This is a genomic window from Myxococcales bacterium (assembly GCA_016706225.1).
Lineage (GTDB): Bacteria > Myxococcota_A > Polyangia > Polyangiales > Polyangiaceae > JADJKB01.
The window spans coordinates 433,411-456,922 of the sequence record JADJKB010000024.1 but is presented as its reverse complement, the minus strand read 5'-3'; the positions used below and the strand labels follow the sequence as shown (position 1 = coordinate 456,922).

At 67.7% G+C, this 23,512-nt stretch carries 18 protein-coding genes and 1 pseudogene; 10 read left to right on the top strand and 9 right to left on the bottom strand.

The window, feature by feature from the left end; translation table 11 throughout:
* The first annotated feature begins 2 nt into the window (after nt 1-2).
* The gene (locus IPI67_37915; GenBank protein ID MBK7585950.1) at nt 3-1,337 is read left to right on the top strand and encodes a PD40 domain-containing protein; all 1,335 of its coding nucleotides are present in this window, start codon (nt 3-5) and stop codon (nt 1,335-1,337) included.
* Between the two features lie 13 nt (nt 1,338-1,350).
* Here IPI67_37915 and IPI67_37910 read toward each other — a convergent pair whose 3' ends face one another.
* The 3 genes from IPI67_37910 to IPI67_37900 all read right to left on the bottom strand — a co-directional run bounded on the left by IPI67_37910 (nt 1,351) and on the right by IPI67_37900 (nt 3,666).
* Nucleotides 1,351-2,880 carry a hypothetical protein gene (locus tag IPI67_37910; protein MBK7585949.1) on the bottom strand — a complete coding sequence of 510 codons (1,530 nt, stop codon included), beginning with the start codon at nt 2,878-2,880 and terminating at the stop codon, nt 1,351-1,353.
* Between the two features lie 167 nt (nt 2,881-3,047).
* Nucleotides 3,048-3,296, bottom strand: coding sequence for a hypothetical protein (locus tag IPI67_37905; GenBank protein ID MBK7585948.1), 249 nt, complete (start codon nt 3,294-3,296; stop codon nt 3,048-3,050).
* 49 nt (nt 3,297-3,345) lie between these two features.
* Complete coding sequence (locus tag IPI67_37900; GenBank protein ID MBK7585947.1) at nt 3,346-3,666, bottom strand: four helix bundle protein; 321 nt, start codon at nt 3,664-3,666, stop codon at nt 3,346-3,348.
* Between the two features lie 443 nt (nt 3,667-4,109).
* Between IPI67_37900 and IPI67_37895 the strand changes: the two genes are divergently transcribed.
* From IPI67_37895 to IPI67_37885, 3 genes are read left to right on the top strand one after another with little or no spacing between them, the layout of a single operon-like run.
* The gene (locus IPI67_37895; GenBank protein MBK7585946.1) at nt 4,110-5,552 is read left to right on the top strand and encodes a hypothetical protein; all 1,443 of its coding nucleotides are present in this window, start codon (nt 4,110-4,112) and stop codon (nt 5,550-5,552) included.
* A complete protein-coding gene (locus tag IPI67_37890; GenBank protein ID MBK7585945.1) occupies nt 5,542-7,254 on the top strand; it encodes a hypothetical protein in 1,713 nt (570 codons plus the stop codon). The genes IPI67_37895 and IPI67_37890 overlap by 11 nt, the downstream gene beginning before the upstream one ends.
* Nucleotides 7,255-7,257: 3 nt before the next feature.
* Entirely contained in the window at nt 7,258-8,622 is a 1,365-nt protein-coding gene (locus IPI67_37885) for an MFS transporter (GenBank protein ID MBK7585944.1), read from the top strand.
* Here the strand turns inward: IPI67_37885 and IPI67_37880 are convergent.
* Both IPI67_37880 and IPI67_37875 read right to left on the bottom strand, forming a co-directional pair.
* On the bottom strand, nt 8,595-9,569 hold the full coding sequence (locus IPI67_37880) for a cyclic nucleotide-binding domain-containing protein (GenBank protein ID MBK7585943.1): 975 nt from the start codon (nt 9,567-9,569) through the stop codon (nt 8,595-8,597). The two genes, IPI67_37885 and IPI67_37880, sit on opposite strands and share 28 nt — an antisense overlap.
* Entirely contained in the window at nt 9,559-12,333 is a 2,775-nt protein-coding gene (locus tag IPI67_37875; protein MBK7585942.1) for a hypothetical protein, read from the bottom strand. Before IPI67_37875 ends, IPI67_37880 begins: the two co-directional genes overlap by 11 nt.
* A 42-nt stretch (nt 12,334-12,375) precedes the next feature.
* On the opposite strand from IPI67_37875, the gene IPI67_37870 reads away from it, so the two are divergent.
* The gene (locus IPI67_37870) at nt 12,376-12,582 is read left to right on the top strand and encodes a hypothetical protein (protein ID MBK7585941.1); all 207 of its coding nucleotides are present in this window, start codon (nt 12,376-12,378) and stop codon (nt 12,580-12,582) included.
* A gap of 220 nt (nt 12,583-12,802) precedes the next feature.
* On the opposite strand, the gene IPI67_37865 is transcribed toward IPI67_37870, so the two are convergent.
* The gene (locus IPI67_37865) at nt 12,803-13,696 is read right to left on the bottom strand and encodes a hypothetical protein (protein ID MBK7585940.1); all 894 of its coding nucleotides are present in this window, start codon (nt 13,694-13,696) and stop codon (nt 12,803-12,805) included.
* A gap of 1 nt (nt 13,697) precedes the next feature.
* Nucleotides 13,698-14,390 (bottom strand): hypothetical protein, encoded by a 693-nt coding sequence (locus tag IPI67_37860; GenBank protein MBK7585939.1) that lies wholly within the window; start codon nt 14,388-14,390, stop codon nt 13,698-13,700.
* 200 nt (nt 14,391-14,590) lie between these two features.
* On the opposite strand from IPI67_37860, the pseudogene IPI67_37855 reads away from it, so the two are divergent.
* Nucleotides 14,591-14,692 (top strand): annotated as a pseudogene (locus tag IPI67_37855) (SEC-C domain-containing protein).
* Between the two features lie 286 nt (nt 14,693-14,978).
* Here the strand turns inward: IPI67_37855 and IPI67_37850 are convergent.
* Nucleotides 14,979-15,242 carry a hypothetical protein gene (locus IPI67_37850; GenBank protein ID MBK7585938.1) on the bottom strand — a complete coding sequence of 88 codons (264 nt, stop codon included), beginning with the start codon at nt 15,240-15,242 and terminating at the stop codon, nt 14,979-14,981.
* 330 nt (nt 15,243-15,572) lie between these two features.
* Nucleotides 15,573-15,899 (bottom strand): lectin, encoded by a 327-nt coding sequence (locus IPI67_37845; protein MBK7585937.1) that lies wholly within the window; start codon nt 15,897-15,899, stop codon nt 15,573-15,575.
* Between the two features lie 1,106 nt (nt 15,900-17,005).
* Here IPI67_37845 and IPI67_37840 point away from each other — a divergent pair.
* The 4 genes from IPI67_37840 to IPI67_37825 are packed head-to-tail and all read left to right on the top strand — an operon-like array spanning nt 17,006 to nt 23,179.
* Entirely contained in the window at nt 17,006-18,460 is a 1,455-nt protein-coding gene (locus tag IPI67_37840; GenBank protein MBK7585936.1) for a radical SAM protein, read from the top strand.
* Nucleotides 18,457-20,313 carry a hypothetical protein gene (locus tag IPI67_37835; protein ID MBK7585935.1) on the top strand — a complete coding sequence of 619 codons (1,857 nt, stop codon included), beginning with the start codon at nt 18,457-18,459 and terminating at the stop codon, nt 20,311-20,313. The genes IPI67_37840 and IPI67_37835 overlap by 4 nt, the downstream gene beginning before the upstream one ends.
* Nucleotides 20,310-22,136, top strand: coding sequence for a radical SAM protein (locus tag IPI67_37830; protein ID MBK7585934.1), 1,827 nt, complete (start codon nt 20,310-20,312; stop codon nt 22,134-22,136). The genes IPI67_37835 and IPI67_37830 overlap by 4 nt, the downstream gene beginning before the upstream one ends.
* Nucleotides 22,137-22,141: 5 nt before the next feature.
* Nucleotides 22,142-23,179, top strand: coding sequence for a radical SAM protein (locus IPI67_37825; protein ID MBK7585933.1), 1,038 nt, complete (start codon nt 22,142-22,144; stop codon nt 23,177-23,179).
* The last annotated feature ends 333 nt before the right edge of the window (nt 23,180-23,512 follow it).

Sequence of the window (23,512 nt, the reverse complement as noted above, 5' to 3'; positions counted from 1 at the left end):
ACATGCGTCTCCCGGTGCTGGTGCTCTTGGTACTCGTCCTCGGGGGATGCAGCAGCAGTGAGGACGCCGCGGGAGCGCTCGGTGCACCGTGCGCGTCCCACGGCGACTGCGACAGCGCGCTGAGCTGCGGCTTCGGGCGCTGCCGGTCGAAGTGCGACGCCAACGCCGCGTGCTCGACCCACGCCTGCCTCAGCGACGCGACGCGGCCCGGCGTGTGCGCTCTCAGCGGCGACCAGGGCTGCACCGCCGGGGGCTGCGGCAGTGGACTCGTGTGCGGCGCCGACGATGTCTGCCGACCAGCATGTAGCGACGCGAGCGAGTGTGCCCTCGGCGCGAAGTGCCTCTCGGGCGCCTGCTTCAACGGCCTGCCCGGCTCGGAGGATGGCTGGCTGCTCCACGGCTCGACCAGGACCGGACGGCTCGAGCTGTATGCGACCCGCGACGACGGCTCGCGGAGCGTTCGCCTGACCGACGGCCTGACCCAGAACACCGACCAGGATGGCATGGTTCGTAGTCCCATCGCCTCGCCCGATGGTAAGCACATCGCGTTTCAGTGGGGCCGAGATCCGAACACGGGCGCGATGGACTTCATCGCTCGCGTCTATCGCATGGACCCGGACGGGGCGAATTTGACCTTCCTCGTCATGTCCGAGCAGGCCGGCGAGAAGTACGCGCTGACGGGAGTCTCGTGGCTGCCCGATTCGAGGCACATCGTGTACGGCCAGCACGTGCCCTGCGTGGACTCCCTGGCGAAGCTGGATGCGATCAATCCGGGCACGCCCGAGACCATCTTCGATCCGGCGGCTACTTCCACCGAAGATCCGCTGCCTGCCGTGGGCAGCCCTGCCATCAACCCCGTCGATCCTGACGACCTGCTCTTCTCCAACGCTCCGTGCGGCTCCGGTTCTTACACCCGACGAGCCAACCTGAAGACGCAGCAAGTCGTGGAAGTTCCGGCCACGGCGGTCAGCAAAGTACCCCAAGATCCCTGGGCGCCGGACGGCACGGAGTTCGTCATCGCTTTCGAGAACCGCGTGTCGGTCATCTCGGCGGGCGACCTGTCCAAGAGCGAGACGCTGTACGTCGAGCAAGAAGAGGACGTGACCCTGAGATTCGCCACCTACGGCAACGATGGGCGCCGCATCTACTTTGTTCGTGTGGCTGGGGGCGCCGCTCTCGACGTGACCGTCTACGAGCGCGCCACCGGCAAGAGCTGGTCGCTCGGCATCACGGACCTGAACGCTTCCCAACCCCCAGACTGGACGCGCCTCCCCATCGACCCGGATCGCGACGGCGACGGGCTCGGCAACGGGATCGATCCCACTCCGGATGGCTGAAGCGTTTCCCGCTTCAAGGCCCAAACTCGTACACGCCGCGATCCCAGCTGGCGTCCGCGCCGCGGGTCTTGCCGTCGGGGTCCAGGTCGAACGGCGCAGTGAGCGTCTTTCCGGGTTTGGTCGTGGCCTTCAAGTGAAAGTCAGCAGCCAGCGGGTCGGCGACGGCGTTCACGAACGGGCTGTCGGTCTCGATTTGCGCGTTCGATTCGCCGGTGGCGCCTTCGGCGTCTTTCTCGCACACGGGTGAGCAACCTTCGACACGGCGGTTCTTCGAGAAGTAGTTGTAGTCGTGGGTGATGCCGCCGAACGAGAACGTGTTCGCGATGTTGTCGTACCAGATGTTGTTCATCGCCTGGTTGTTCGCGCCCTTGTCGATGGCAAGGGTGCCCACCGAGACACCGGGCATGCCCACGATGACGTTGCCGTAGAACTCGAGGTCATCCATCGTCTGCAGGTTCGTCGACGACGGCTCGTTGTAGTAACGAATCGTGGTCACGCTGCGCGAGAACACGTTGCCGTGGATCTTCCAGGCCTTCGACGCCCCCGTGTTCACGCCGGCGAAGACGGCGGTGCCGCCGATGCGGTCCCAGAGGGTGTGTCGGATCTGAATGTTGGTGTTGGTGCCGATGGAAGAGATCCCCTCGGCGTGCCAATCGGAGCAGAACGGATCGCCGGCGCCAGTGCTGCGCACATCGGCGAAGTAGCTCTTCTCGATGAGGACGTCCTTCCAGTCGCCAATGTGGAATGCGGGCCCGAACGTGGTGTGCACCGCGCAGTAGCGGAACTGGAGATCGGAGTTGCCCCCGGTGCCCTTCACGCCGTTGATGGGGAAATCGTTCTTCGACCCATGAGCACGGGTGTGAGCGACCGTCACGTGGGAGACACCCGGCGAAAACCCGATCAAGCTGCCGTTGTCCTTGCACGCGGCGCCCTCGGCCACGACCTCGAAACCGTGCCCGCTGTTCCAGGCGCTGGGTCCGCCGCCCTTCGCGCCCTCCAGCAGCCAGTACGAGCTGCCGAACCCGATGCCGGTGAAGCGCGCCACACCATCGCCGAACTCCGCCTGCCAGCCGACCTCGCTGCCGTGGCTCTCGACCGTGGCCTTGCGTACGGTGATGAGCTCCGTTCCCGCGCTTGCGTCGTCGAAGTCGACACTGCCATAGTCACCGTCCGCGATCAGGTACACGAGACCGCGCTCGAGCACGTCCGGGACTGCGGAATGAGCGTCGTTCCAATCCGCACCATTGCCTTGACCCGTTGCCCCCGCGCGAATGTAGCGACACTGAGTCGTGCACGTGATGGGCGGTTCGACGGGACCGCCTCCGCCGCCACCGCTACCCGCCGCGCCGCCGCCGCTGCTACCGCCGCCACCGACAGCTGTTCCTGCGCTGCCGCCGCTCGGGCCGCCGCCGGTGTTCGAGCCGCCGCTGCCTCCGCTGTTGGGTGCGCCGCCCGCGCTCGAGCCCGAGTCCGAGTCGTCGCTGCACGCACTCAGCCCGAGGACACACCCCACCGCCCAACACGCTGCAGCCAGTCGTCCCATGGCGCAAGGTTAGATCGGCGCAGGCGATTCTCCCAGTCGCCGCGGTGCAGTGGCACTCCCGATCGGTTCTCGGTGCGCCGGAGCCACGGCGGGGGCGGTGGTCAGGGCCGGATGAGGCCGGGGCGGGATCTGTCAAAGAGCGAGGCGGCGCGAGGCCTGGGGTCGGACTACGCGGGCAGCGAGGCGAGCGGGTGCCGGCGCAGAGCGGCGAGCTGTTCGGTGGTGGTAGTGACGGCGGCCAGGAAGATCTCGCGCATCACGTCGCGCCAAGGCCGCGCGCGTTGCTCGTCGCTGCGCAGAGTCACGCCGCGCCAGAGCGTGAGCAAGGTGTAGGCGATGCGACGTAACACCATCACCACGGCGGTGGCCCGAGGGTTCTGCTCGATCCAGGGGTGGTCGTCTGCAGCGTCAGACATTCGATGAATCAGCCCAGCGCCGCGACGAGCGCGGCGCCGGGCTGAGCGCTCAGGCGCCGACCAGGCGGACGAGAGTGCCGATGATGCGATTGAGCTTGGCGATGAGAGCGGGGTCGAGCGCAGCGATGTAGCCGAGAGCGCAAGCGACCTCGAGGCACGCGAGAGTCTCTCGCGCTGACCCGAGAGCCGTGTGATAGCGCACCTGCCGGAGCTTGCCGCGCGACCCCATGCCTTCGCCGACGTTGAGCGCGATGCTGGTCGCACAGCGCCGCAGCTGACGGGTAAGATCGGGATCGCGACGTTCGAGCTTTGCGATGAGGGCGCGGAGTTCGCGGAGGACTTCGAGAATGAGCGGATAGATACGCAACATGGTTCTTCTCCTTGTCGGCGCAGCCGACGGCCAAGGCAGCCTCGCCGCGCACAGCGCGGGTCAAGGCTCGCGCGCGAGAGCGCGCGACCGCGGCGCAGCCGCGGCTTGGCCTTGATGCGCGCGAGCACGGCGAGAGAATGAGAAAGCCGAGCGAGCTGTTCCCTCGCCCTCGCCCTCGCCCTCGCCCTCGCCCTCGCCCTCGCCCTCGCCCTCGCCCTCGCCCTCGCCCTCGCCCTCGCGTCTACACACCAAACGCGATTGCGAATTTGCGCCTGCCGCCGCGACCCCCACCGCGCCGCGCCCAACTGATCGGACACGCGTGCCTTCTCACCGCTCAGCCGGCCCGACTACCGAGCGGGGCTGGGCGCAGTAGTTGGACAGCACGCAGGTACGGGGTGAGCTTTGTTGCGGAGCGGCACGACCTCCGTCTACGGTCGGCCGAAGTGAACCGCCTGCTCCGCTGCTCCGCTCTAGCATTGGCGCTGGCCGCCACGGGTCACCCCGCGATGGGAGCGGAGAGCGAGCGCCGGGAGCACGCCCAGGACCCGCCGATCGCCGCAGGACAGAAGCGGACACTCCCCGACTACGACGGGCGCGGACCAGAACCGACCACCGCCGGCGACGTGCTCATCTGGGTGCCTCGAGTCGTGCTTTCCCCGCTCTACTTGGTGAGTGAGTTCGTGATTCGCCGACCGCTCGGCTGGGTCATTTCCACCGCCGAGGAAGAGGAGGTCCCCCAGAAATTGGTGAACCTCTTCACGTTCGGGCCGGAGAACAACATCGGCATCGTGCCGACAGGCCTCGTGGACTTCGGCTTTCGCACGAGCGTGGGGCTCTACTTCTTCTACAACGACTTCCTGGCGCGCGAGAACGACCTCCGCGCGCGCGCCGCCACTGGTGGAATCGACTGGCTGCTGCTCAACCTGGCGGATCGCCTCACCGTCGCTCCGGGTCAGACGCTCGAGCTGCGCGCGGAGTACGGCTTCCGACCCGATTGGGTCTTCCACGGCCTCGGGCCGGAGTCGGGTGCGGACGCCGCACGCTTCAAAGCAACGCGCACCGAAGCGGGACTGCGCCACGACGCGAGCCTCTGGCGATCGAGCTCACTGACGAGCTTCGTCAGCTTGCGCGACGTGCGCTTCGACCCGACGGTCGGCTCGGCCGACGACCCAACGGTCGCCGACGAGATCGCCCGCGGTCGTTACCTCTCCCCGCCCGGCATGGCCGATGGTTACACCGTCTTCATGCAAGGGCTGAGTGCCTCCCTCGACACTCGCCCCCGCCGCCATCTCGAAGACGCGCCCGAGGGGAGCGACTTCGTTTCGCCACCGGGCAGTGGACTGCGCCTCCAGCTTCGAGGGGAGCACGCCGCCTCGGTGCGTGACACACCTCGCGTCTCGTCGATCTCACCGCCCCGACAACACTGGGCCAAATACGGCGCGACGGTCGGGGGTTTTGTCGATCTGACCGGTGACCAGCGCGTGCTCGGCCTGTCTCTCGTCGCAGACTTCGCGGACCCGCTGAGCAGCGGCAGCGAGATCCCCTTCACCGAGCAGGCGTCGCTCGGCGGCGCGCGCCCCATGCGCGGCTACCTGGAGGGACGCCTGGTAGGTCGCAGCGACGCCGTGGCCCTGCTCGAGTACCAGTGGCCGGTCTGGGTTTGGTTGGACGCCGCCATGCACTATGCCGTCGGCAACGTGTTCGGCCAGCACCTCTCCGGTTTCGAGACCGGCCTCCTGCGGCAGTCTTTTGGGATTGGCCTGCGCAGCACCGGTCATCGAGATCACAGCTTCGAGGCACTCGTGGCGTTCGGCACCGACACGTTCGAGCGCGGTGGCGAGATCGAGACCGTACGCTTCGTCGTGGGGGCAACCAGTGGCTTCTGAGCGAGCGTACCGACGGGCGACATTGGCCGCGGCCCTGACGCTGCTGACGGCTTGTGGTGGTGGGTCACTGCGACCGTTCCCACTGACAGACCCGCTGTGGCGAGACCCGGATCAGCGCACGTTCGAGCAGGAACCCGAAGAGTACTACTCGCCGTTCGTGTGGGACGCGACGAACCAGACCGTGTTTCGCCCCATCTCGCGCTTCTTCGCCGTCGACCCCGCGGGCGAGGCCGTGAACGTCAACGCACTGGACGAGGTGCCCGACTCGAGCTGGTTCGTGAACCGCATCGGCCGCCATGGCCTATCGCCCGCGGAGGCGGCGGATGGCCCGTGCAACATCAAAGCCCCGGACGTGTTGGGGCCCTGGATCATCAAGGCCGCCAAACCGAACGGCTTCAACCCGGGTTTTTTCATGAAGGCGTCGGACGGACGCCGCTACCTCACCAAGTTCGACGGTGTGACCGAGGGCCCGCGCCCGACGGCGGCCGACATCATCGCCCCGAGACTGGCGCACGCCGCGGGCTACTTCGTACCGTGCAACCACGTCGTCCACTTCGATCGCTCCATCTTGCGCATCGATCCCAAGGCCAAGAGCGAGTCCAAGGGCGGTGACAAGGTCGCGATGACCGAGAAGGATCTCGACCAGGTGTTGTCCAAGGCGATCCGGCTGCCGGACGGGCGCTACCGGGCGAGCGTGAGCCTGTTCATCGAGGGCAAGCCGCTGGGACCGTGGAAGTACGAGGGGCGACGCGCCGATGATCCGAACGACGTGATCGATCACCAGGACCGCCGCGAGCTGCGCGGCCTCGAGGTCTTTGCTGCCTGGCTCGGCTGGACCGACACACGAGAGCAGAACACGATGGGCACCTTCGTGAAGCAGGGGGCGGGCGGTTACGTCCGCCACTACCTGCTCGATGTCGGCAACTGCTTCGGCAGCCTCTGGGAGCCGCCCATGCTGGGGCGCCGTATCGGGCACTCGTACTATCTGGACATCCCGTACATCACGGAAGACCTCGTGACCTTCGGCACGATCAAGCGCCCGTGGGACGACTCGCGCTTCGGGCCGACGGGCAGGACGTTCGGTTACTACGACGTCGAGCATTTCGACCCGGAGGTGTTTCGCTCCGGCTACCCGAATCCGGCGTTCGTGCGCAAGAGTGAGCGGGACTCGGCCTGGATGGCGCGCATCATCGCGCGCTTCGGCCAAGAGCACCTGCGCAGCGTGTTGAAACGAGCCGAGCTCGCCCCCGAGCTCGAGGCGCGCTTGCTGTCCGTCCTGATCGGTCGGCGCAAGAAGCTACTGGAACGCTACTTGACGCGGCTGTCTCCGCTCGCGTGGCCCGAGCTGCTTCCGGCCGGCCCGAGCAGCCACCTGTGCCTCGAGGATGTTGCAGTGACCACCGGCGTTGCACCCCTCGCCTCGCGTAGTTACGCGACCCAGGCTTGGGCAACGACGAAGCTCGAGCCGGTCCCGGTCGTGGCCGGGCGCGCCGAACGAGGTCACTTCGTCTGCCTGAGTCTGCCCAAGGTTGCCGGGGCGAACCCGCGCTCACCTCGGTATCTGGTCGTCGACGTCGTGGCGAAGACCGAAGGCAAGGCCGCCACTCTCCCCGCTCGGGTCCACCTCTATCACCTGGGGGGTCGCGACTATCGCGTCGTGGGCCTCGAGCGCCCGTACACGGACTCACCTCCTCGGGGATGAAGCTTGGCCAACGCGACCAAACCAGCGCGCGACGCTAGAAGCGCCGTCGAGCGCGCCCTGGGGATCGTCACTCGCGTCGAGCCGGGCGAAGGCACCTCCGCGCTGTTGCTCACGCTCAACGTCTTCCTCTTGATGCTGGCCTACTCGTCGATCAAGCCCGTGCGCGAGGGCCTGATCCTGGCCATGAAGTCGGGCGCCGAATACAAATCGTACATGGGCGCGGTGATCGCCGTCGCGCTCTTGATCGCGGTGCCGGCCTACGCGCGCATCGCCGACCGCCTGCCGCGCAATCGACTGGTCGTCGGAGTGACGCTGTTCTTCAGCGCGAACCTGGTGCTGTTCTGGCTCGGCAGCGCGCTCCCGGCGGTTCGCGCGCGCATCGGGCTCGTGTTCTACCTGTGGCTCGGGATCTTCAACATGATGGTCGTGGCCCAGTTCTGGGCCTTCGCCAACGATCTCTACCGCGAAGCGCAGGGCAAGCGCCTGTTCCCGCTGCTGGGTGTGGGACAGACCGTGGGCGCGGTGTCGGGTTCGGCGCTCGCGGCGGTCTTGTTGCGTTACCTCGGCGTGTATCAGCTGCTGCTCGTCAGTGCTGGAGTCCTGGCGCTCACGGCCGTCCTGACCCAGGCGGTGTACCTGCGCGAGTCGCGCACACCGACCCGGGCGACACCGGAGAAAGAAGCCGCACCTACGGACAAGAGCGGGGCGTTCGCTCTCGTGTTTCGCGATCCGTACCTGCGCTACATCGCCGCGTTCACCGTGCTCTTCACCTTCGTCAACACGAATGGGGAGTACATGGTCAGCAAGCTGATCGCAGACGCGGCCGGTGGTCTCGTGGCCAAAGGGGAGCTCGCGCCGGACGGGGTCAAGGAGTGGGTGAGCGCGGCCTACAGCCGTTATTACTTCTTCGTGAACGTGGCCACCGTGGTTCTGCAGACGCTCGTCGTGTCTCGGCTGGTGCGCCTGGGTGGAATGCGCATCGCGTTCTTCGTGCTGCCTGCCATCGCCTTCGTCGACGCGCTGGGCGCGAGCGCTTTTCCGGTGCTGGGAGTGCTGTTCGTCGGCAAGATCGCGGAGAACGCCACCGACTACTCGCTGAACAACACCCTGCGCAACATGCTGTGGCTGCCGACCACGCGTGAGAAGAAATACAAAGCCAAACAGGCCATCGACGCGTTCTTCGTGCGCATGGGCGACGTAGGCTCCGCACTGGCGGTTTATGTCGGAGCCGGGGTCCTGGGCTTGGGGGTCAGGGCGTTTGCCCTCGCAAACCTGGTGCTGGTCCTCCACTGGTTCGTCGTGGCGCGGATGATCGTCAAGCGATACGAGCTCTCGAGCGCTCAGGCTGACGCCGACGCCGCGACCTGATGGGTCCGCGCGGTAGCGCGCTCGGCGCGAACCGCGATCTCGCGCATGGCAAGGCCGCGCTCCCGCGCCATATACGAGAAGACCGCCCGCATCAGATCGAAGTGATCGTCCGCGATGTCGAAAAAATCGTCTTCAGCAACGGACAGCACCAGCGCGTCCCACTCTGCAAACAGCGTGACGTCGGAGCTCTCGGCCCCGAGGAACGAGAGGCCCACCGCCAGGCTCCCGGGGGCAAACTGCGCGCGAAGCTCGGGCTCCTTGCGCTCGGCGGAGAGCATGCCCGCGCCGACCAGGTAGATCCCCCGCGGTCGCTCACCGACAGCGAGCAGCGTTTCGCCGCGTTTCAGGCGCCGCACCTGAGCCACCCGCGCGAGGCTGGCCACCGCTTGAATTCCGGAGCGCTCGAAGCACGGCGCTTCACTGAACATCACCATGCGCTCCACGAGACCGACCTCGTCACCCAGATCTGGCTGAACGAGCGCTGCCTCGACCGGCGCGAAACCCCCATCCGGCGCGAGCTCCGCGAATTTCGCCCGCACCGACCGGGCGTGATTCATGATCGCTCCGCGGCTGAGCTCACTGTGATCATCGAGGACGTCCATCCAATCGTCCACGGAGAAAGCCAGCGCGGTCACGTCAGTCAGCGCCAGCGCGGTGCGGGCGTGGGGCTGATCTTGCATTGCGTCCTGAAAGCCGAGCCCGTCCCTGGGACCGAAGGTCCAGCGCGGTTCACCCGGCGCATCCAGCGCGACATGGCCGTCGACGATGAAGTAGAGGTAGTCGCTGGCCTCGCCCTGACGGTAGATGGTCATGCCGGCACGACAGGTCACCGTGCGCATCATGGAGCCGATGCGTTCGACCGCGGTGAGCACCGCCGAGTCGCCGAACAGCGAGCGCAGAAAGATCGCGCGCAACACGCGCTCGCTGGCCGAGTCCTCACGCTCCATTCAGACCTCCGAGCTCAATGCCTAGCTCGCGATCGAGTCCCATCCAGCCGCGCTGGCTCATGACTTGCTCGGCTTCGAGCACCAGCGCGCCGCCGCCGAGCGCGCGCGCATGGTACGCCACCACGGTGGCGAGGGAGTCGTCCGAGTCCGTCATCAGCTCCGCCAGGACCGTCTCGACATCGGCGGGAGGTTGTCCGACCCACGCCCCGGCGCGGGCCGCCGTCTGGTCCGGTGGCAGGTCGTCCGCGACCAGGCGCAACATGGCCCGCAGATCCTCCTCGGCTCGGAGCGTCAGCGTGTCGACGAACTCGAGCGCGTTCGCGCGCACGCGTTTGTCCGCCGACTGAAGCGCAAGGTGCACGGTGCGCAGATCTTCCGCTCGGTATTGCAGCTGAAGTAGCCGGAACACACGCTCGCGCGCCTGACGCATCTTGTCCTTCAGGAGCCCGATCACCAGCCGCGCGCTGGCCTGGGCGCGACCGGACGGCAACGGACCTTGCTGGAATGGCGCGAGCTGCCCGGCGCGCGAGAGGAACTCCCTGAGGTTGCGCCGGAGCTCCGCGTCGACCGCGGCGGCGTCGACGCGCGCGCCATGGTGGGTGACCAGGTGCCCCAGCGCGCGGAGCACGCGATAGCGCAGCAGTCCTGACACATCCGCGCTCAGCGCGCGAGTCAGCACGTCGGCGGCCGGTTGGGAACCCAGCTCGGCGATGGCACGAGGCACCTGCAATCGCACACGGAAACTCAGATCGGCATCGACGAGCGCGGCGCCCAGGCGGTCGAGGGCCGCTCCCTCGAAGCTCGCCAGCGCCTCGCGCGTCGCGGCCCGGCCTCGACGCACGGGCAAGCGCTCGATCAGCAGGCCGATGAAGCTCTCATCTTTCACGGCGGCCATCGCCGCAGGCAACGCCGTGTCCTGGTGGGGACCTTCCAGCTTGGCCAGCGCCAGGATCACCTCCACCCAGCGCGGCCCGGGTTGGTCCACCACGGCATCCAGGATCGCCTGGCGCGCCGCCTCACACTCGGGTGTGGTGCCGTCGATGATGCCGCGGACATCGTCGTCAGCCAGAGGTTGCAGCGTGTCCGCGTTGCGAAACCGCTGCACCGCCAGATAGGCCCGGACGACACCGGTCGCGGGCTTGCCACGCGGGTCCAGCTTGCCGTGACGTGCGAGCGCACGTACCGCCGCGAGCCGTACGACCTCGGACGCGTGCCCGAGCAGACGCTCCGTGAGCGGCACCCAGTCGTTGCGGCGCGGCTCGGGCAAGATCGCCAAGGCGCGCTCCAGCACTGGTTCGGCCTCGTGATACAGGATCAGCGCGGGGATCAGGCGTGTTCGACCAGCGTCGGCCAGCAGGTTCATCGCTGCAATGACTCGGGTCGCATCGGGGCTCGATAGCGCTTCGGTCACGGTCTCGACGGAGGAGAGGTCGAGATCGTCGAAGCCGATGCGCGGGTCATCGAGCCCACCCCGGGCGAGGGACGAACGAAAGGCTTCCAGGTATGGGCCGCGCAGAGAGATGGCGACGCCGATCCACGCACCCGCCAACACGGCCAAGATCGCCGCCAGCGCGCGCGGCGAATCCAGTTCGAGCGCAACCAGCCCCAGGATGCCAGCGGCTGCCGCGGCCTGCGCGACCCGCGCCAGAACGGAATCGATCAGCGGCTTGACTCGGTCACGCAGCGCCCCTTGAAGCGGCACGTAGAGGAGCTCGCTGCCGACGCGGTGCACGGAGTGGCGCAGCGCGCCGTCCGCGCCCTTCGCGAGTAGAACGACCAGGAAGCTGCTTGCCAGAAACAGGGAGCCGGCCGCGCCAATCACCAGGGCGAGCGGCAGTAGCACGAGCGCCGCCGTCACTCCCAGGCGCCGGACCAACCGCGAAGCAAAGACCACCTGCATCACGAGCGACAGCGCGTTCAGGACCGCGTAGTAGCGCGCAAAGAACGGCCCCAGCTCGCCCGCGGACAGGCTGGCCGCCGCGCGAGACTTGAAGAAATAATCGAGGACCAGGAGCGCGAGCGTTGAGAGCACGACCAACGCCGCGACTCGCGTGAGGTACGGATCCTGTCGCAGAAGCGTGACGCGGCCCGGTGCGGCGACGGGCCCGCCAGCGCGGAGGGCCGGGGTCGGAGCGTCGGTTCGGTCGGGCGCCAACGTGACCACGACGGCCGTCACCACGAGGGTGATGGCGGCCGCCAGCAAGAGAGAGCCAACCGGGAGATACCCGAGCAGCAAGATCGCGAGTCCCGAGCCAGCCAGCGCGCCGACGACGCCGCCCGCGGAGATCACCGGGTAGAGACGCTTGCTCTGCGCCGAGGTGAACGATTCTCCGGCGACGAGCCAGAACTGGACGACGGCGACGGAGCCGAGCAGCGCACTCCACACGTACAGCGTGAAGGCCAGAACGGGACTGGCGGGCCTGAAGTAGAGCAGCGTCGTGCCCACGGCAGCCCCGGCGAGAGTCACGACCAGGCTGTTCCGCCGCCCGAACCGCCGCACGAGCTCCAGGTTCCGACCGGTGACGAACAGCCCGAGCGCCGCTACGACGACGTACACTAGCGCGAGGCGATGAGCCGGCAGCTTGGCCAAAAAGAGGGTGTCACGTGCAGTCTCCAGCAGGCTGAGGGCGGCGACCACGCCAAATAGAGTCGCGAACGAGAGCGCAACTTCAGCCCCCTCACCGGCGCGGAGATCGATCAGCAGAGCGCGTCCGGAGGCCGGAGGGCGGTCCGTGACCGTGTTCGTGTTCGTCGCCGAAGCCATGACCCCTCCCGCCTCTGGCGGGAGCGCACTATACTTGGGTCCATGGACGCCTGGGCCAAGCCCACCGGTAATCTGAGCCCCAACTGCAGCGCCAAAGGCCTCCGGGCCGGCATGCTCAGCCTCGCCGTTGCCCTGGCCGCGGCGGTCGCGCTGCGGGAAATGGGGCTGGCCGTTGGATGGCGTTTGCTCCTGGTCTTGCCATTTTACGTCGCGGTCGCGGGGCTGACCAAGGGGCTCTTCGGCGTCTGAACGTACCGAGCTTCGCGCGGTCAGCGCGAGACGGACGATGGAGTCGAGCCGATGATCGACCCGAAGGAGCGCAACCGAGTTCGAGACTTCGGTCGCCGCTTGGCGCTGGGCAGCTGGCTCGTCGCCATCGTGCTCGCCGCCGCATTCGTGGCCGCGGGCTGAAGCAACGCACACTCTTCGCGCGGCCGCGCAGAGCGCACGGTGTGACGGACGACGGGGATTACCTGCCGCCCAGGGTTGCGGACTCGGGCAAGACGCAGCGGAACGCGGCGACCTTGCCGATGTCGTCTTCCGGGTGACGCGCGAGCGGCTCCGGCGGCCGACACGACAGAGCAAAACCAATGATCGACGGTTTCGCGGCGGGACTTCGCACCGCGCAGGGCAGACGACCGGCGCCAGCATCCCAGGAGAAATCCGGTGCAGGGCAGACCTCGCCGATGGCAAGCAACGGCACTCCGGCGTCGGCCGAGAGTGGTGTGCCCTCGCACGACGCGAGCGTGCTCCAGGCAATCGGTTCGCGCGGCCCGCTCGGGAACGTCGCCGCCGAGCACTTGCTGGCGTTCGGTGTCTGGCAGGGTGTCTCGGTCACCCACTCGGCCAGACGCAGGAAGCTGAAGTTGCGCGGCGAGCCGGCGGACTCCGCCACCATCACACTTGCGAGGCCCATCGTTTCTTCGGCCAGCGCGCGCTCTTGCCGCGTCGGAATGCGCCCGGCGAAACGCATGTAACAGACGCTCTGGGCGAGGCTGGGCTCGACCACGGCGGCCAGGGTGTTTGCAGCCATCCCGGGCGTCCGCGCCTCTCCCGCCGCGGGATGCTGCAGCGAGGTCACGCTGGGACAGGCGAGTGAGTCGTGCTCGCCGGCAGAACAACCCAGCTGATGGGCGGAGATCCAGAACGGCTCGAAGGTCGCGCCTGCGGCGGCCAGATCTTGCGGACACACCTTGACGAACGGGATCCCGAGGTGCTCCCCGGTGCGCGGGGTGCACCGGGCAGATGAGGGTGCGTCAGCAACACCCGCCGCGTCGCCGCGCGAACCGGGCGCGCTTTCACACGCCCGGCAGCCGGGCAGTCCCACACCCAGAGCGACCAGCAGACAGAGACCGACTCGCACCTCAAGCCTCCGAGGCCGACTCGGTCGCCGACGTTGGAGGAGGAAGCCTGGCCTTGCGTGCCCGGCGACGCCCCTCCACGAGGTGGTAGAGAGTGAGCAAGATGACGCCACCCGCGAACGCTGCGATCAAATAGGAACCAGTGGCCGGAGCGGCCTGGGTCGAGAAATTGCCGATCTGTTTCTCGCCCCAGATGGCCGGCATGAACGGCTCGACCTTGATGGGAGCGTCGGGTGCCAGGTCGTGACCGTACGACTTGAGCTTGAACACGAAGCGGAACACCGAAAAGCCGCCGAAGTAGGCGACGAGCGCCGACAGGTCGACGAGCGCGCGCACGTTGCCGAGCGCAGCGACACGGACCAGGAGCAGCGCGAGCGCACCGAAGCCGAACGGAAGCCAGTCGAGCTCCGTGAGCGCCGCGCGATCGAGCTTCTTCATGCCGATGTAGTGGTTGAGGATGTTGATCTCGAAGACGTCGCGCCCATCGTGCCCGCCCTCCAGCTTGTACGCATACACGTCGAGCGAGAGTCCCTTGGGATACTGAGGCGCCTGCATGTCGAGATGCCACAAGGGCAGCGTGAGCCCGATCGCGAGCGGGACGAGCAGCAAGAGCAAGATTGGCCGCGTCCACAAGAACAACGGCTTGTCGACGAACTCGTAAAACCCCTCGAGCGCGCGTGTCATCCGGTTGGCCATGCGGACGACATTACCAAGGCGTGGCGGGGGGCGGGTGTGGGCCCGCCCATCGCGCCGCAGCTGGCGCGTCAGCCTGCCGGGCGGGCGGGTACTCGAGGGCAATGTGCTGCCAAAACCGCCGGACCCGGAGCTCCGCGAGGCCAGTGTCGCGCGGGCGAGCGCGCGCAGCCGAGCTGCGATAGGGTAAGGCCCAGGAACCCATGAGCTTCGAAGAACTGCAAGAACGCTTGAAGGCGGGGCGCAACGACCCCTGTCCGTGTGGCTCGGGCAAGAAGTACAAGAAGTGTCATCGCGCCGAGGACGAGCAGGCCGTGCACGTCGAGCTGAAGCGCCGCGAGCAAGAGGCCAAGGACGCAGCGGCAGCGGCGGCGGCAGCGGGTGAAGACGCTGAGGGCGACGAGGCGGCGGCCAAGGACGGCGGCGCCGGCGCCAAACGCCAGCGCGCCGGCGATCTCGGACGCCAGCAGAGCGGGGCGAAGGATCGCTCCCTGAACACGCCCGCAAAGAACCTGCCCCGCCGCAAGGCGGTCTAGGCTGAGAGCACACGTGCGGGGCTGGCCCGCGACCGAGCCCCCCCAACGCGAGCGATCAGCGCAGCTTCAGCTTCATCGACGCACTCTCACACACCGGCTCGCAACCGGGCCCGTTGGGTTGCACGGTCTGAAACGTTGGCGTGAGGTTCGCGGTGGCCTGCAACGCTCCGCCATGTTCGATGACCAGCGACACCGCCGTGGCTTCGCTTGCCGTCGAGCTGAGCCCGCTGATGGCGTGTTCGCTCGCAGGCAGGGCGCAGCCACTCTCGGCAATGCGAAGTGACGCGTCGGAGCACCGGAACGATGCCCCTGATCGCAAGGTTTCAGCGGGAGCTCCCCGTCACAGCTCGCCGACTTGCCATCGATCCTCAGCGTGATGCGATAACTGCCGGGCGGCCAGGGAGAGGGACGGACGAACTCGAGCTCGAGCCCGCTGGTGCAACCCATGTCGGTACAGGTCCTCTCGCTGGCGACCTTCGGTCCGGGCGGCGGAGGAGTGCTCGTGCAGCTGAGTGGCGAGAGTGCAACGAGTAGAAGCAGGCGAGTCTTCATGACAGGCACTCGCCAATAACCCAGGCGCCCCTCATCGGAAAGCAGCGAGCCGAAACGCGCGCTGAGCGGCCCCGAAATCGTGGCCGACCGCCCCGAGTCAGTAGCAGCAAGTGCCCGTGGACCACAACGCCGTGCTGCCCTGGTAGATAACGACGTTTCCGTCGTCCTGAACGGCCAGGTAGGCACCCGAGGAGCCGGCGGTGTTCGACCACCAGAGCGGTGTGCTCCCGGCGTACACCACGAAGTTTCCGTCGCCCTGCATGGCAGCGAAGTTGTTGCTGCCGGTGCCGGCGGTGTTCGACGACCAGAGTGCGCCCGGCGGGCCGTAGACGACGAGGTTCCCGTCGCCCTGCATGGTGAGTGTGACGTTCCCCTTGCAGTTCGTCAGGGAATCCCCCGCATTCAACGACTGCCCCGGCTGCAGCGTGGCGTTGCACACACAGCTCGAGCCGCTGCACGACTTGCCCGAGGGGCAGGTACCGCACGAGCCGCCGCACCCGTCGGGGCCGCACTGTTTGCCGCTGCACTGCGGCGAGCAGACACAGGTGCTGCCGGAACACACCTGCGTCCCGGAGCAGCTACCACACGAACCGCCACAGCCGTCGGGTCCGCAGCTCTTGCCTGAACACTGCGGCACGCAGGTGCAGGTGCCGGAAGAGCACGTCTGTCCGGCCGCACAAGAGCCACAAGAACCTCCACACGCGTCGGCGCCACACTTCTTGCTGCCGCAGGCCGGATCACAGGCACAGACACCACCAGTGCAACCTTGCCCGGCCGGGCACGTGCCGCACAGCCCGCCACAACCGTCTGAGCCGCAGCTCTTGCCGGTGCACGTCGGCGTACAACTCGAGCCGCAGATACCGCTGGTGGTGTTGCACACCTTGCCACTTGGGCAGGTGCCGCAGGTCCCTCCGCAACCGTCGGGGCCACAGGCCTTGCCGCTGCATTTCGGCGCACAGCCGGCGTTGCACTGACCGTTGATGCAAGCTTGCCCGGCGGGACAGGTGCCACAACTCTCACCACAACCGTCGTCACCGCACTTCTTCGTTCCGCAGCTCGGGGTGCACGCCGTCGTGCATTTGCCTTCGACGCAGTACTTTGGGCAGGAGCCACACGAGCTGCCGCAACCGTTGTCGCCGCACTCCCTGCCCGTGCACGACCCCACACACGTCGGCTCACACAGCTTGCCGTCCGCCGAACAGAAGGCATCGCCCCAGCAGGCGCCACACAGGCCGCCGCAACCATCCGAGCCGCAGGCCTTGTCGAGGCAATCCGGCGTGCAGATCGGCCCGCCATCTCCGGCATCGATACCGCCCCCGTCGGACTTCGGCACCACGGGCTCTGCGTCGTCTCCCGACGAGGCGCAGCCGCTCGTCAAGAGCAGAAGGACAAAGCCTACCAGCACCCGCAGCACGGGGTAATGATACACCGACGGAAGCAACCGCACGAGGCGCCGTGCTTTCCGCGGAGGAGAGGCGCGGAGACCCTGGCGAGCATGGGCCTCGGCCCTCGTGTACGATCCCCACTGCCATGAGCATCAGCCCGGCTCGGCGACTGCCGCTGATCTCCGATGATGGCCTCGCCCGGGGCGAAGCTCACCATCGGACCAAGGGGCTCCTGCGCATCACCATGGCGTGCAACGAGCGCTGCCCATTCTGCAACGTGCCGGTGGAGGACTACGCACGGCCGACTCCTCCGCCCCAGGAGCTCGAGCGAGACCTGCTCGCGTTCCTGGCGTCCGGCGAAAAGACGCTGACCATCTCCGGCGGCGAGCCAACCCTGTATCGCGAGCGACTGCTCGGTGTGGTCGCGCGGGCGAAGAGCGCGAGCGTACCCTGGTCGGAGCTGCAGACCAACGCGGTCTTGATCGATCGGGGCTACGCCGCGGCGCTCAGCGAAGCCGGGCTCAGTTCCGCGTTCGTGTCACTGCTCGCGGATCTTGCGCCATTGCACGACGAGCTGTCGGGCCTGCCGGGCGCGTTCGACAAGTGCCTCGCGGGCATCGACGCGCTGCTCGACGCGGGCATCACCGTCACCTTGAATCCAGTCATTGCCAGCCAGACCCAGAGCCGGGTCACCGCCTACGTCGACTTCGTGGCGAGCCGCTTGCCGCGCGTGCGCTCGATCTCCTTGTCCGCAGTGCAACCCCACGGGCGCGCAGCGAGCCAGCTCGAGCTGATGCCGGACTACGCCGTGCTGGGCCCCGAGGTGCGGCGTGCCCGCGAGCGCGCGAAGCAACATCAGCTGGAGCTGCTCAACCCTTACTGCGGGCTCCCACTGTGTGTGGGCTGGGAAGCGCACTTCGCTTCTTCCGTCGAGGCCATCGAGGCGGCGGCGGCGCGCTCGGGCGGCGCACAACACGCCGCTCACGGCGTGCACAATCGCGGCAACAAACGCCATGGCGAACCCTGTCTTCGCTGCGCGCTCCGAACCCGCTGCGGCGGCGCCTGGCACGCCTACTTCTTTCACCGAAAGGGCAGCGGCCTCGCGGCACCGCTCGAGCGACGCGAACCCTGGGACGGGCCCGCCGCGGATCCTACCGGTCAGACCGTGGTCGTCGCACGCGAGGGCGTCGACGATGAAACGCTGGCGGCGCTCCGGAAGAGCTCGACGCCCACGCTGTGGCTCTTGGCTCCGCGCCTTCGGGCCGGCGACGGCGTCCGCCTGCGCGACGCGGGCGTGACCGATCTGGCGCTCCGGACCCAGGCCCCGGGCTTGCTCGAAGATCAGGCGTGCGTCGCGGAGCTTCGAGCGATCGCAGCAGCCAACGCCACGCTCGATCCGCAGCTCGCGCTGCGAGTCTGCGTCGGTTTCACGCGACTCGGCTCGTTCCGCGCCGCGTTCGACGCGCTGCGCTTGTGCTCGGCCTCGGGTGTCGAGTGTGTACGGCTGCTGGTTGAGGCGGACGGGCGCCACGCACGCTTCGTCGCCGCCGCCAAGCGCGAGCTGGGGCTCGAGGTCAGCGTGTTGGAGCAAAGAGCGTGACCATGGTGGAGGTCGCGCTGATCGTCACCGCGCGCGTGCGCGGCGGAGAGCTGTTGAACGAGCTGCCCTCCGACACGCCGCCGGACCCCGAACTGCAATCGCTGATCGACTTGCTCGCCGGGACAGAAGAACGCGTCTGGCTCGCGGGCGGCGAGCCGAGCCTGCGGGCGGATCTTCCCGAGCTGATCGGCGCGGTCCGCGCCCGGGGCCCCCGCGTGGGCCTGGTGTCGGACGCGCTCCCCCTCGCCCGGGACGGTGCCGCAGTTCCCTTGGTCGCGGCCGGCCTCGATCGCGTGCGGGTCGTGCTGCACGCTGCGCGCCCGGACGCCCACGACTGGCTCGTCAGCAGGCCCGGCGCGGCCCGTCTCGCGGTGCGCGCGCTGGGCCGGCTCATGGCGCTCGGTGTTGCTGTCGAGGTCTCCGCCACGGTTACACGCTCGACGCTGCCATTGCTCGGCGAGCTGATCGAGACTGCAGCCGCGCTCGGCGCCCGCACGGTTCACCTGCGACGACCCGTTGGGCGCGGGCGCGTGGCTCGAGAGCTCGTCCTGCTCTCCCCTCGCTTCGGCCTCGCGGCCCCTTACTTCGAACAAGCCCTCGCGGCCGGCGCCCGCCGTGGAGTGCGGGTCACGTTCGAGGGTTTCCCCGAATGTGTCATGCCCGAGGGCGCGCGCGCCGGATCTGGAGCTCTGCTGGCGCTCACGCCGACCACCCCGGCGTGGGACGCGGTGCGAGCCGCCGTCGCGCTGCCGCCCCACGAGGGAGGGTGCCCGCGCTGTCCCGGACTGCCGCGCTGTGCGGGGGCGCCCCTCGACTACGTGACGTGTTTCGGCCGCGCGGAGCTGCGCTCGGAACGGGCCGCGACGCACGCCAATCAGCTCACCCCCATGCCCTCACGACCCGTCCCCGGAGTTCCAGTCGACGCGCCTCCGCCGCGCCATGGCCGAGAGCCGATCACGCGTCTGGCGATGGTCCATCAGGTGCTCGGCAAGACCCTCGACGGCGACCCGCTGGCGCTGCTCGCGGCCGACCCGGTGCCAGAGGTGTTGCGCTTGTGTTTTGCCGCGCCGTCTCGGGTGCGCTGCGAGGTGTGTGGCGATCATGCCGAAGGCAACAGCGTCGAGTCGACGCGCAGCGCACGCGCGCGGTTGGTGCGCGCAGCGCAGGAAGGCGCGCGCGCGCTGCGCATCGCCTCCACTGGCAGCCTCGCGCATCCGCAGGCAGCGTCCCTGCTCCGCGAGACCACACTGCTGTCCTTCGAGCGGGTCGAGCTGGCCGGGGAAGCCAGCGCGCTGGACGAGCTGAAAGACTCCGACCTGTTCGCGCTCCGGGGGCTCTCGCGCCTCGACCTCGCGCTGTACGGGCCAAACGCCGAGAGCCACGACGCACACGTCGGACGGAGCGGCGCATTCGCCGCGTCGCTCTCCGCAGGCTCACGCCTGGCGGAGCTTGCGGGCGCCGAGCTGGGAGCGTTCGCCGTGCTGCACGACGCAGACGCGGTCGCCGACTTCGCCCGCGCCTGGGAGGCCGGAGCACTGCCCGGCGAGCCGGCGTTTCGCCTGTCGAGCCGCGGCGGCTCCCTCGAAACCCTGGCCCGGGCGGCGAGCGCACTCGCGGAAGGCCCCGCCCGTCGCGCGCTCGCGCGTGTGCTTCCGACCTGCCTCTTCAGCCGTGACGCGGCAGTTTTGCCGTGTCCGGACCCTGGAGTCGCGTTCGAAGACACACTCACTCGGGACCGCCCACCGAGCGGGTCCGACCGATATGGTACTTTTGTGGCCTGTGTCTGCGGCGGACAGCACACGCCGCATTGCCCCGGGATCGCAGTGGGTTGGCAGAGCACGATCGAGCCATGAGCGACGAACGCGACATCGAGCGCATGCTCTGGCGCGAACGCGTCGCCAATCGCCCCAAGCACTGGGTGCGCGCGGTCACGGCCTGCAACAGCCGCTGTGTCTTCTGCCTGGACTCGGACACACCGCGCAACGTCTACCTGCCCGTCGACGAGATCAAACGCGAGCTCGACCGGGGTCTGGACGAGCTGGGCGCGGACAAGGTCATCATCTCGGGCGGTGAAGCCTCGCTGCACCCGGCCTTCGCCGAGCTGGTGCGTTACGCCAAAGAGCGCGGTTACGACCGCGTCCAGACCGTGACCAACGGTTACCGCTTCGCCGACAAGGAGTTCTTCGAGTCCGCCCTCGCGGCCGGCCTGGGCGAGATCACCTACAGCTTGCACGGTCACACGGCCGAGCTGCACGACCGACTCACCGGGACTCCGGGGGCGTTCAAGCGCATCGTCAAGGCCATCGTGCGGTCCTTGCGCGACGGGCGTCCAATCGTCAACGTCGACGTCGTCATCAACAAACAAAACGTGGCGGTGCTCGACAAGATCGTCGAGTTCTCAATCTCGCTCGGCATCACCGAGTTCGATCTGCTGCACGTCATTCCCCAGGCGGCGGCCTTCGACAATCGCGCCGAGCTCTTTTACGACGTGCGCGACCACCTGCCCGTGTTGCAGAAGGTGTTCCGACTCAACCGCCATCCACGCTTCGTGGTGTGGACGAATCGCTTCCCGGTCTCGTTCCTGGAGGGGCTCGAGGATCTGATCCAAGATCCCCACAAGATGCTCGACGAGGTGAACGGGCGACGCTTCCAGGTGCGCCGTTACCTGGATGAAGGCAAACCGCTCGACTGTCGCCACCCGGAGCGCTGCCCGGAGTGTTTCATCGAGCCGTTTTGCACCACCATGGATCGAACGGTCGCCCGGCAGAACGCCGGCGGTTTCGATGTCTACTGGCTGGGCACGCGGGCCTACGCCAAGGAAGCCCTGCCCTTTGGCACGAGCCTCGTGGGGGTCGAAGTGGAGCGGTTCTCGGAGCTCGCGAAGTTGCCCTCCGAGCTCGGTGTCTACGTGCGCACGGCGACCGACGAGCAACTGCCACTGGATTTCGGCTCACGCCGCGTCGTGCTCGTCGCCACCACGGCGAGTCAGCTCGACGCCTGGCTTGCGACGGGCTCGAACCCGAACGTCGAGCTCGACATCGAGCTTGGTCAGGACACCGCCGGGTGGTTGCTCGAACACCGTGAGCTCCTGGCTGCGAACGCCGACCGCCTGCGCCTGCACCAGCCGAGTCACGAACACCTGTCCGAGGCAACCGCCCACGACCTGCGCGATCCCCGCGCGTTCTTCCAGCAGCTCATGCTGCCGCTTCGGGTGAGCGGCCTGCCGGCGTGTCTGGCACCGGGCGCAAACTGGTGCGAAGAGCGAGCCATCTTGGAGGCAGCCTGGTTCGATGCCGAGAGCGGCCGCCTGGACATCCGAGAGCTCGCGCGTTTCCACATTCGTGCGCGCTACGGGGCCAAGAGTGTGCGCTGCGCCGACTGCGTGGTGGAAGCGCGCTGCGAAGGAGCGCACATCAACTGGGTGAGGGACCAGGGGCTCGGCAAGCTCACGCCCCTCGTGGAAGGCGCCGAAGCCGAGCGTGTGGCCCAGCGCCTCGAACAGCTCTACCCGGTGGCGCCCCCGCGTTTGAGCAAGGCGTCACCACCCGAGCCCGTGGCCCCGAGCCTGCCGGGATTTCCCGAGCCGACCGCCGCGCCGATGGATCCGCTCGCGGCCATCGCCCTCGCACAACAAGAGAAACGGGCGAAGCGGAACCTGCCGCTCGCGAAGGTCTGATTGGCGTGGCGAACCTCGGTTATCTCCAGCTGACGCGCGGATGCCTGCAGGCGTGTCGTTTCTGCAGCAATCCGCCCACCGGCGTCGAGCTGACCGAAGACGAGATGAAGCGGGAGATCGATCAGCTACAGGAGTTCGGCTACGACGGCGTGATCCTGACCGGCGGCGAGCCGACCTCCTCGCCGCTGTTGTTTCCGGCGCTGAGCCACGCCCGCGAGCGCGGTCTCTACAGCCGCATGATCACCAACGGTCAACGATTGTCGAATCACGACTTCTTCCGCCGCGCCGTGGACGCCGGGCTGAGCCACATTCACGTCTCGATCCACAGCCACCGCCGCGAGGTGCACGACTTCATCACCCAGTACCCGGGCGCCTGGGACCACCTGGTCACCACGCTGGCTCACGTACCGGAGATGGGCATCACTTGTGACATCAACACGGTGATCAACACCTACAACGCCGATCACCTGCACGAGGTGGTGATCTGGCTCACGGATCGCTTCCCGTTCCTGCGTCACTTCGTGTGGAACAACATGGACCCGGACGGCAACCGCGCCGAAGAGAACCCCGACTGCATCGCCCGCCACCACGAGTTCCTGGTCTCGCTCGAGCTGGCCATGGAGTACCTGCACGCGAGCGGTCGCACCTTCCGCGCGGAGCGAGTCCCGTTGTGTTTCATGCGCCGCTTCGCCTGGGCCTCGACGGAGAGCCGCAAGATCATCAAGGAGGAAGAGCGCTGCATCCGCTTCCTCGATCAGAAGGGTTTCATCCGTCAGCTCGAGTTCTTGCACGGCAAGGGCAGCGCCTGCGACTTCTGCCGCTTCGATCCGATCTGCGCCGGCATGTTCTCGATGGCCAAGACCTTCGACGAGCGCGAGCTGTCGCCGGTGTTCGAAGATCCGCTGCCGGTCATTCGCCGAGTGCTCGGCCACGAACCGGACGCGGCCCTGGTGGAGCGCATCCGAGCCCGTAGAGGCAGGCGCTCCGGGTCGGAACAACCAAGTGACGAACAACGGGCGCGGGCGCGGCTCCGGGTCCTCTGACTCGTGTTTCGCGCTTTCGGGCGAAACACGAGGCTACAGACTTCAGGCTGCAGACTTCAGTGGGTTCGCTCGACCGGTGGGGTTCAGTGCATGCTGCAGATGACGATCTGGGGGGCGTCGAGGTTGTTGCAAGTTCTCGGAAAGGTTGAATGGACAGGGCTCGAAGCGATGGCAGCACTCGGCAGCAAGAAGCGTCCCAGCTGCGTGCGGGGCTGCGCCCAAGAAGTGCCGTGTCACGACAACCTCGTGCTGAGCGTGATCTCACGATGAGCCGAGACCATCACAAGCTGAAAGTCTTCTCGATGGCGGACGAGTTGGTCGTCGAAGTCTAGC

Excerpts from the sequence above, each read along its gene's own strand:
- IPI67_37900 (MBK7585947.1), bottom strand. The coding sequence starts at position 3,666 with ATGTTGCGTATCTATCCGCTCATTCTCGAAGTCCTCCGCGAACTCCGC.
- IPI67_37915 (MBK7585950.1), top strand. The coding sequence starts at position 3 with ATGCGTCTCCCGGTGCTGGTGCTCTTGGTACTCGTCCTCGGGGGATGC.
- IPI67_37875 (MBK7585942.1), bottom strand. The coding sequence starts at position 12,333 with ATGGCTTCGGCGACGAACACGAACACGGTCACGGACCGCCCTCCGGCC.
- IPI67_37840 (MBK7585936.1), top strand. The coding sequence starts at position 17,006 with ATGAGCATCAGCCCGGCTCGGCGACTGCCGCTGATCTCCGATGATGGC.
- IPI67_37905 (MBK7585948.1), bottom strand. The coding sequence starts at position 3,296 with ATGTCTGACGCTGCAGACGACCACCCCTGGATCGAGCAGAACCCTCGG.
- IPI67_37860 (MBK7585939.1), bottom strand. The coding sequence starts at position 14,390 with ATGGCCAACCGGATGACACGCGCGCTCGAGGGGTTTTACGAGTTCGTC.
- IPI67_37880 (MBK7585943.1), bottom strand. The coding sequence starts at position 9,569 with ATGGAGCGTGAGGACTCGGCCAGCGAGCGCGTGTTGCGCGCGATCTTT.
- IPI67_37910 (MBK7585949.1), bottom strand. The coding sequence starts at position 2,880 with ATGGGACGACTGGCTGCAGCGTGTTGGGCGGTGGGGTGTGTCCTCGGG.
- IPI67_37870 (MBK7585941.1), top strand. The coding sequence starts at position 12,376 with ATGGACGCCTGGGCCAAGCCCACCGGTAATCTGAGCCCCAACTGCAGC.
- IPI67_37830 (MBK7585934.1), top strand. The coding sequence starts at position 20,310 with ATGAGCGACGAACGCGACATCGAGCGCATGCTCTGGCGCGAACGCGTC.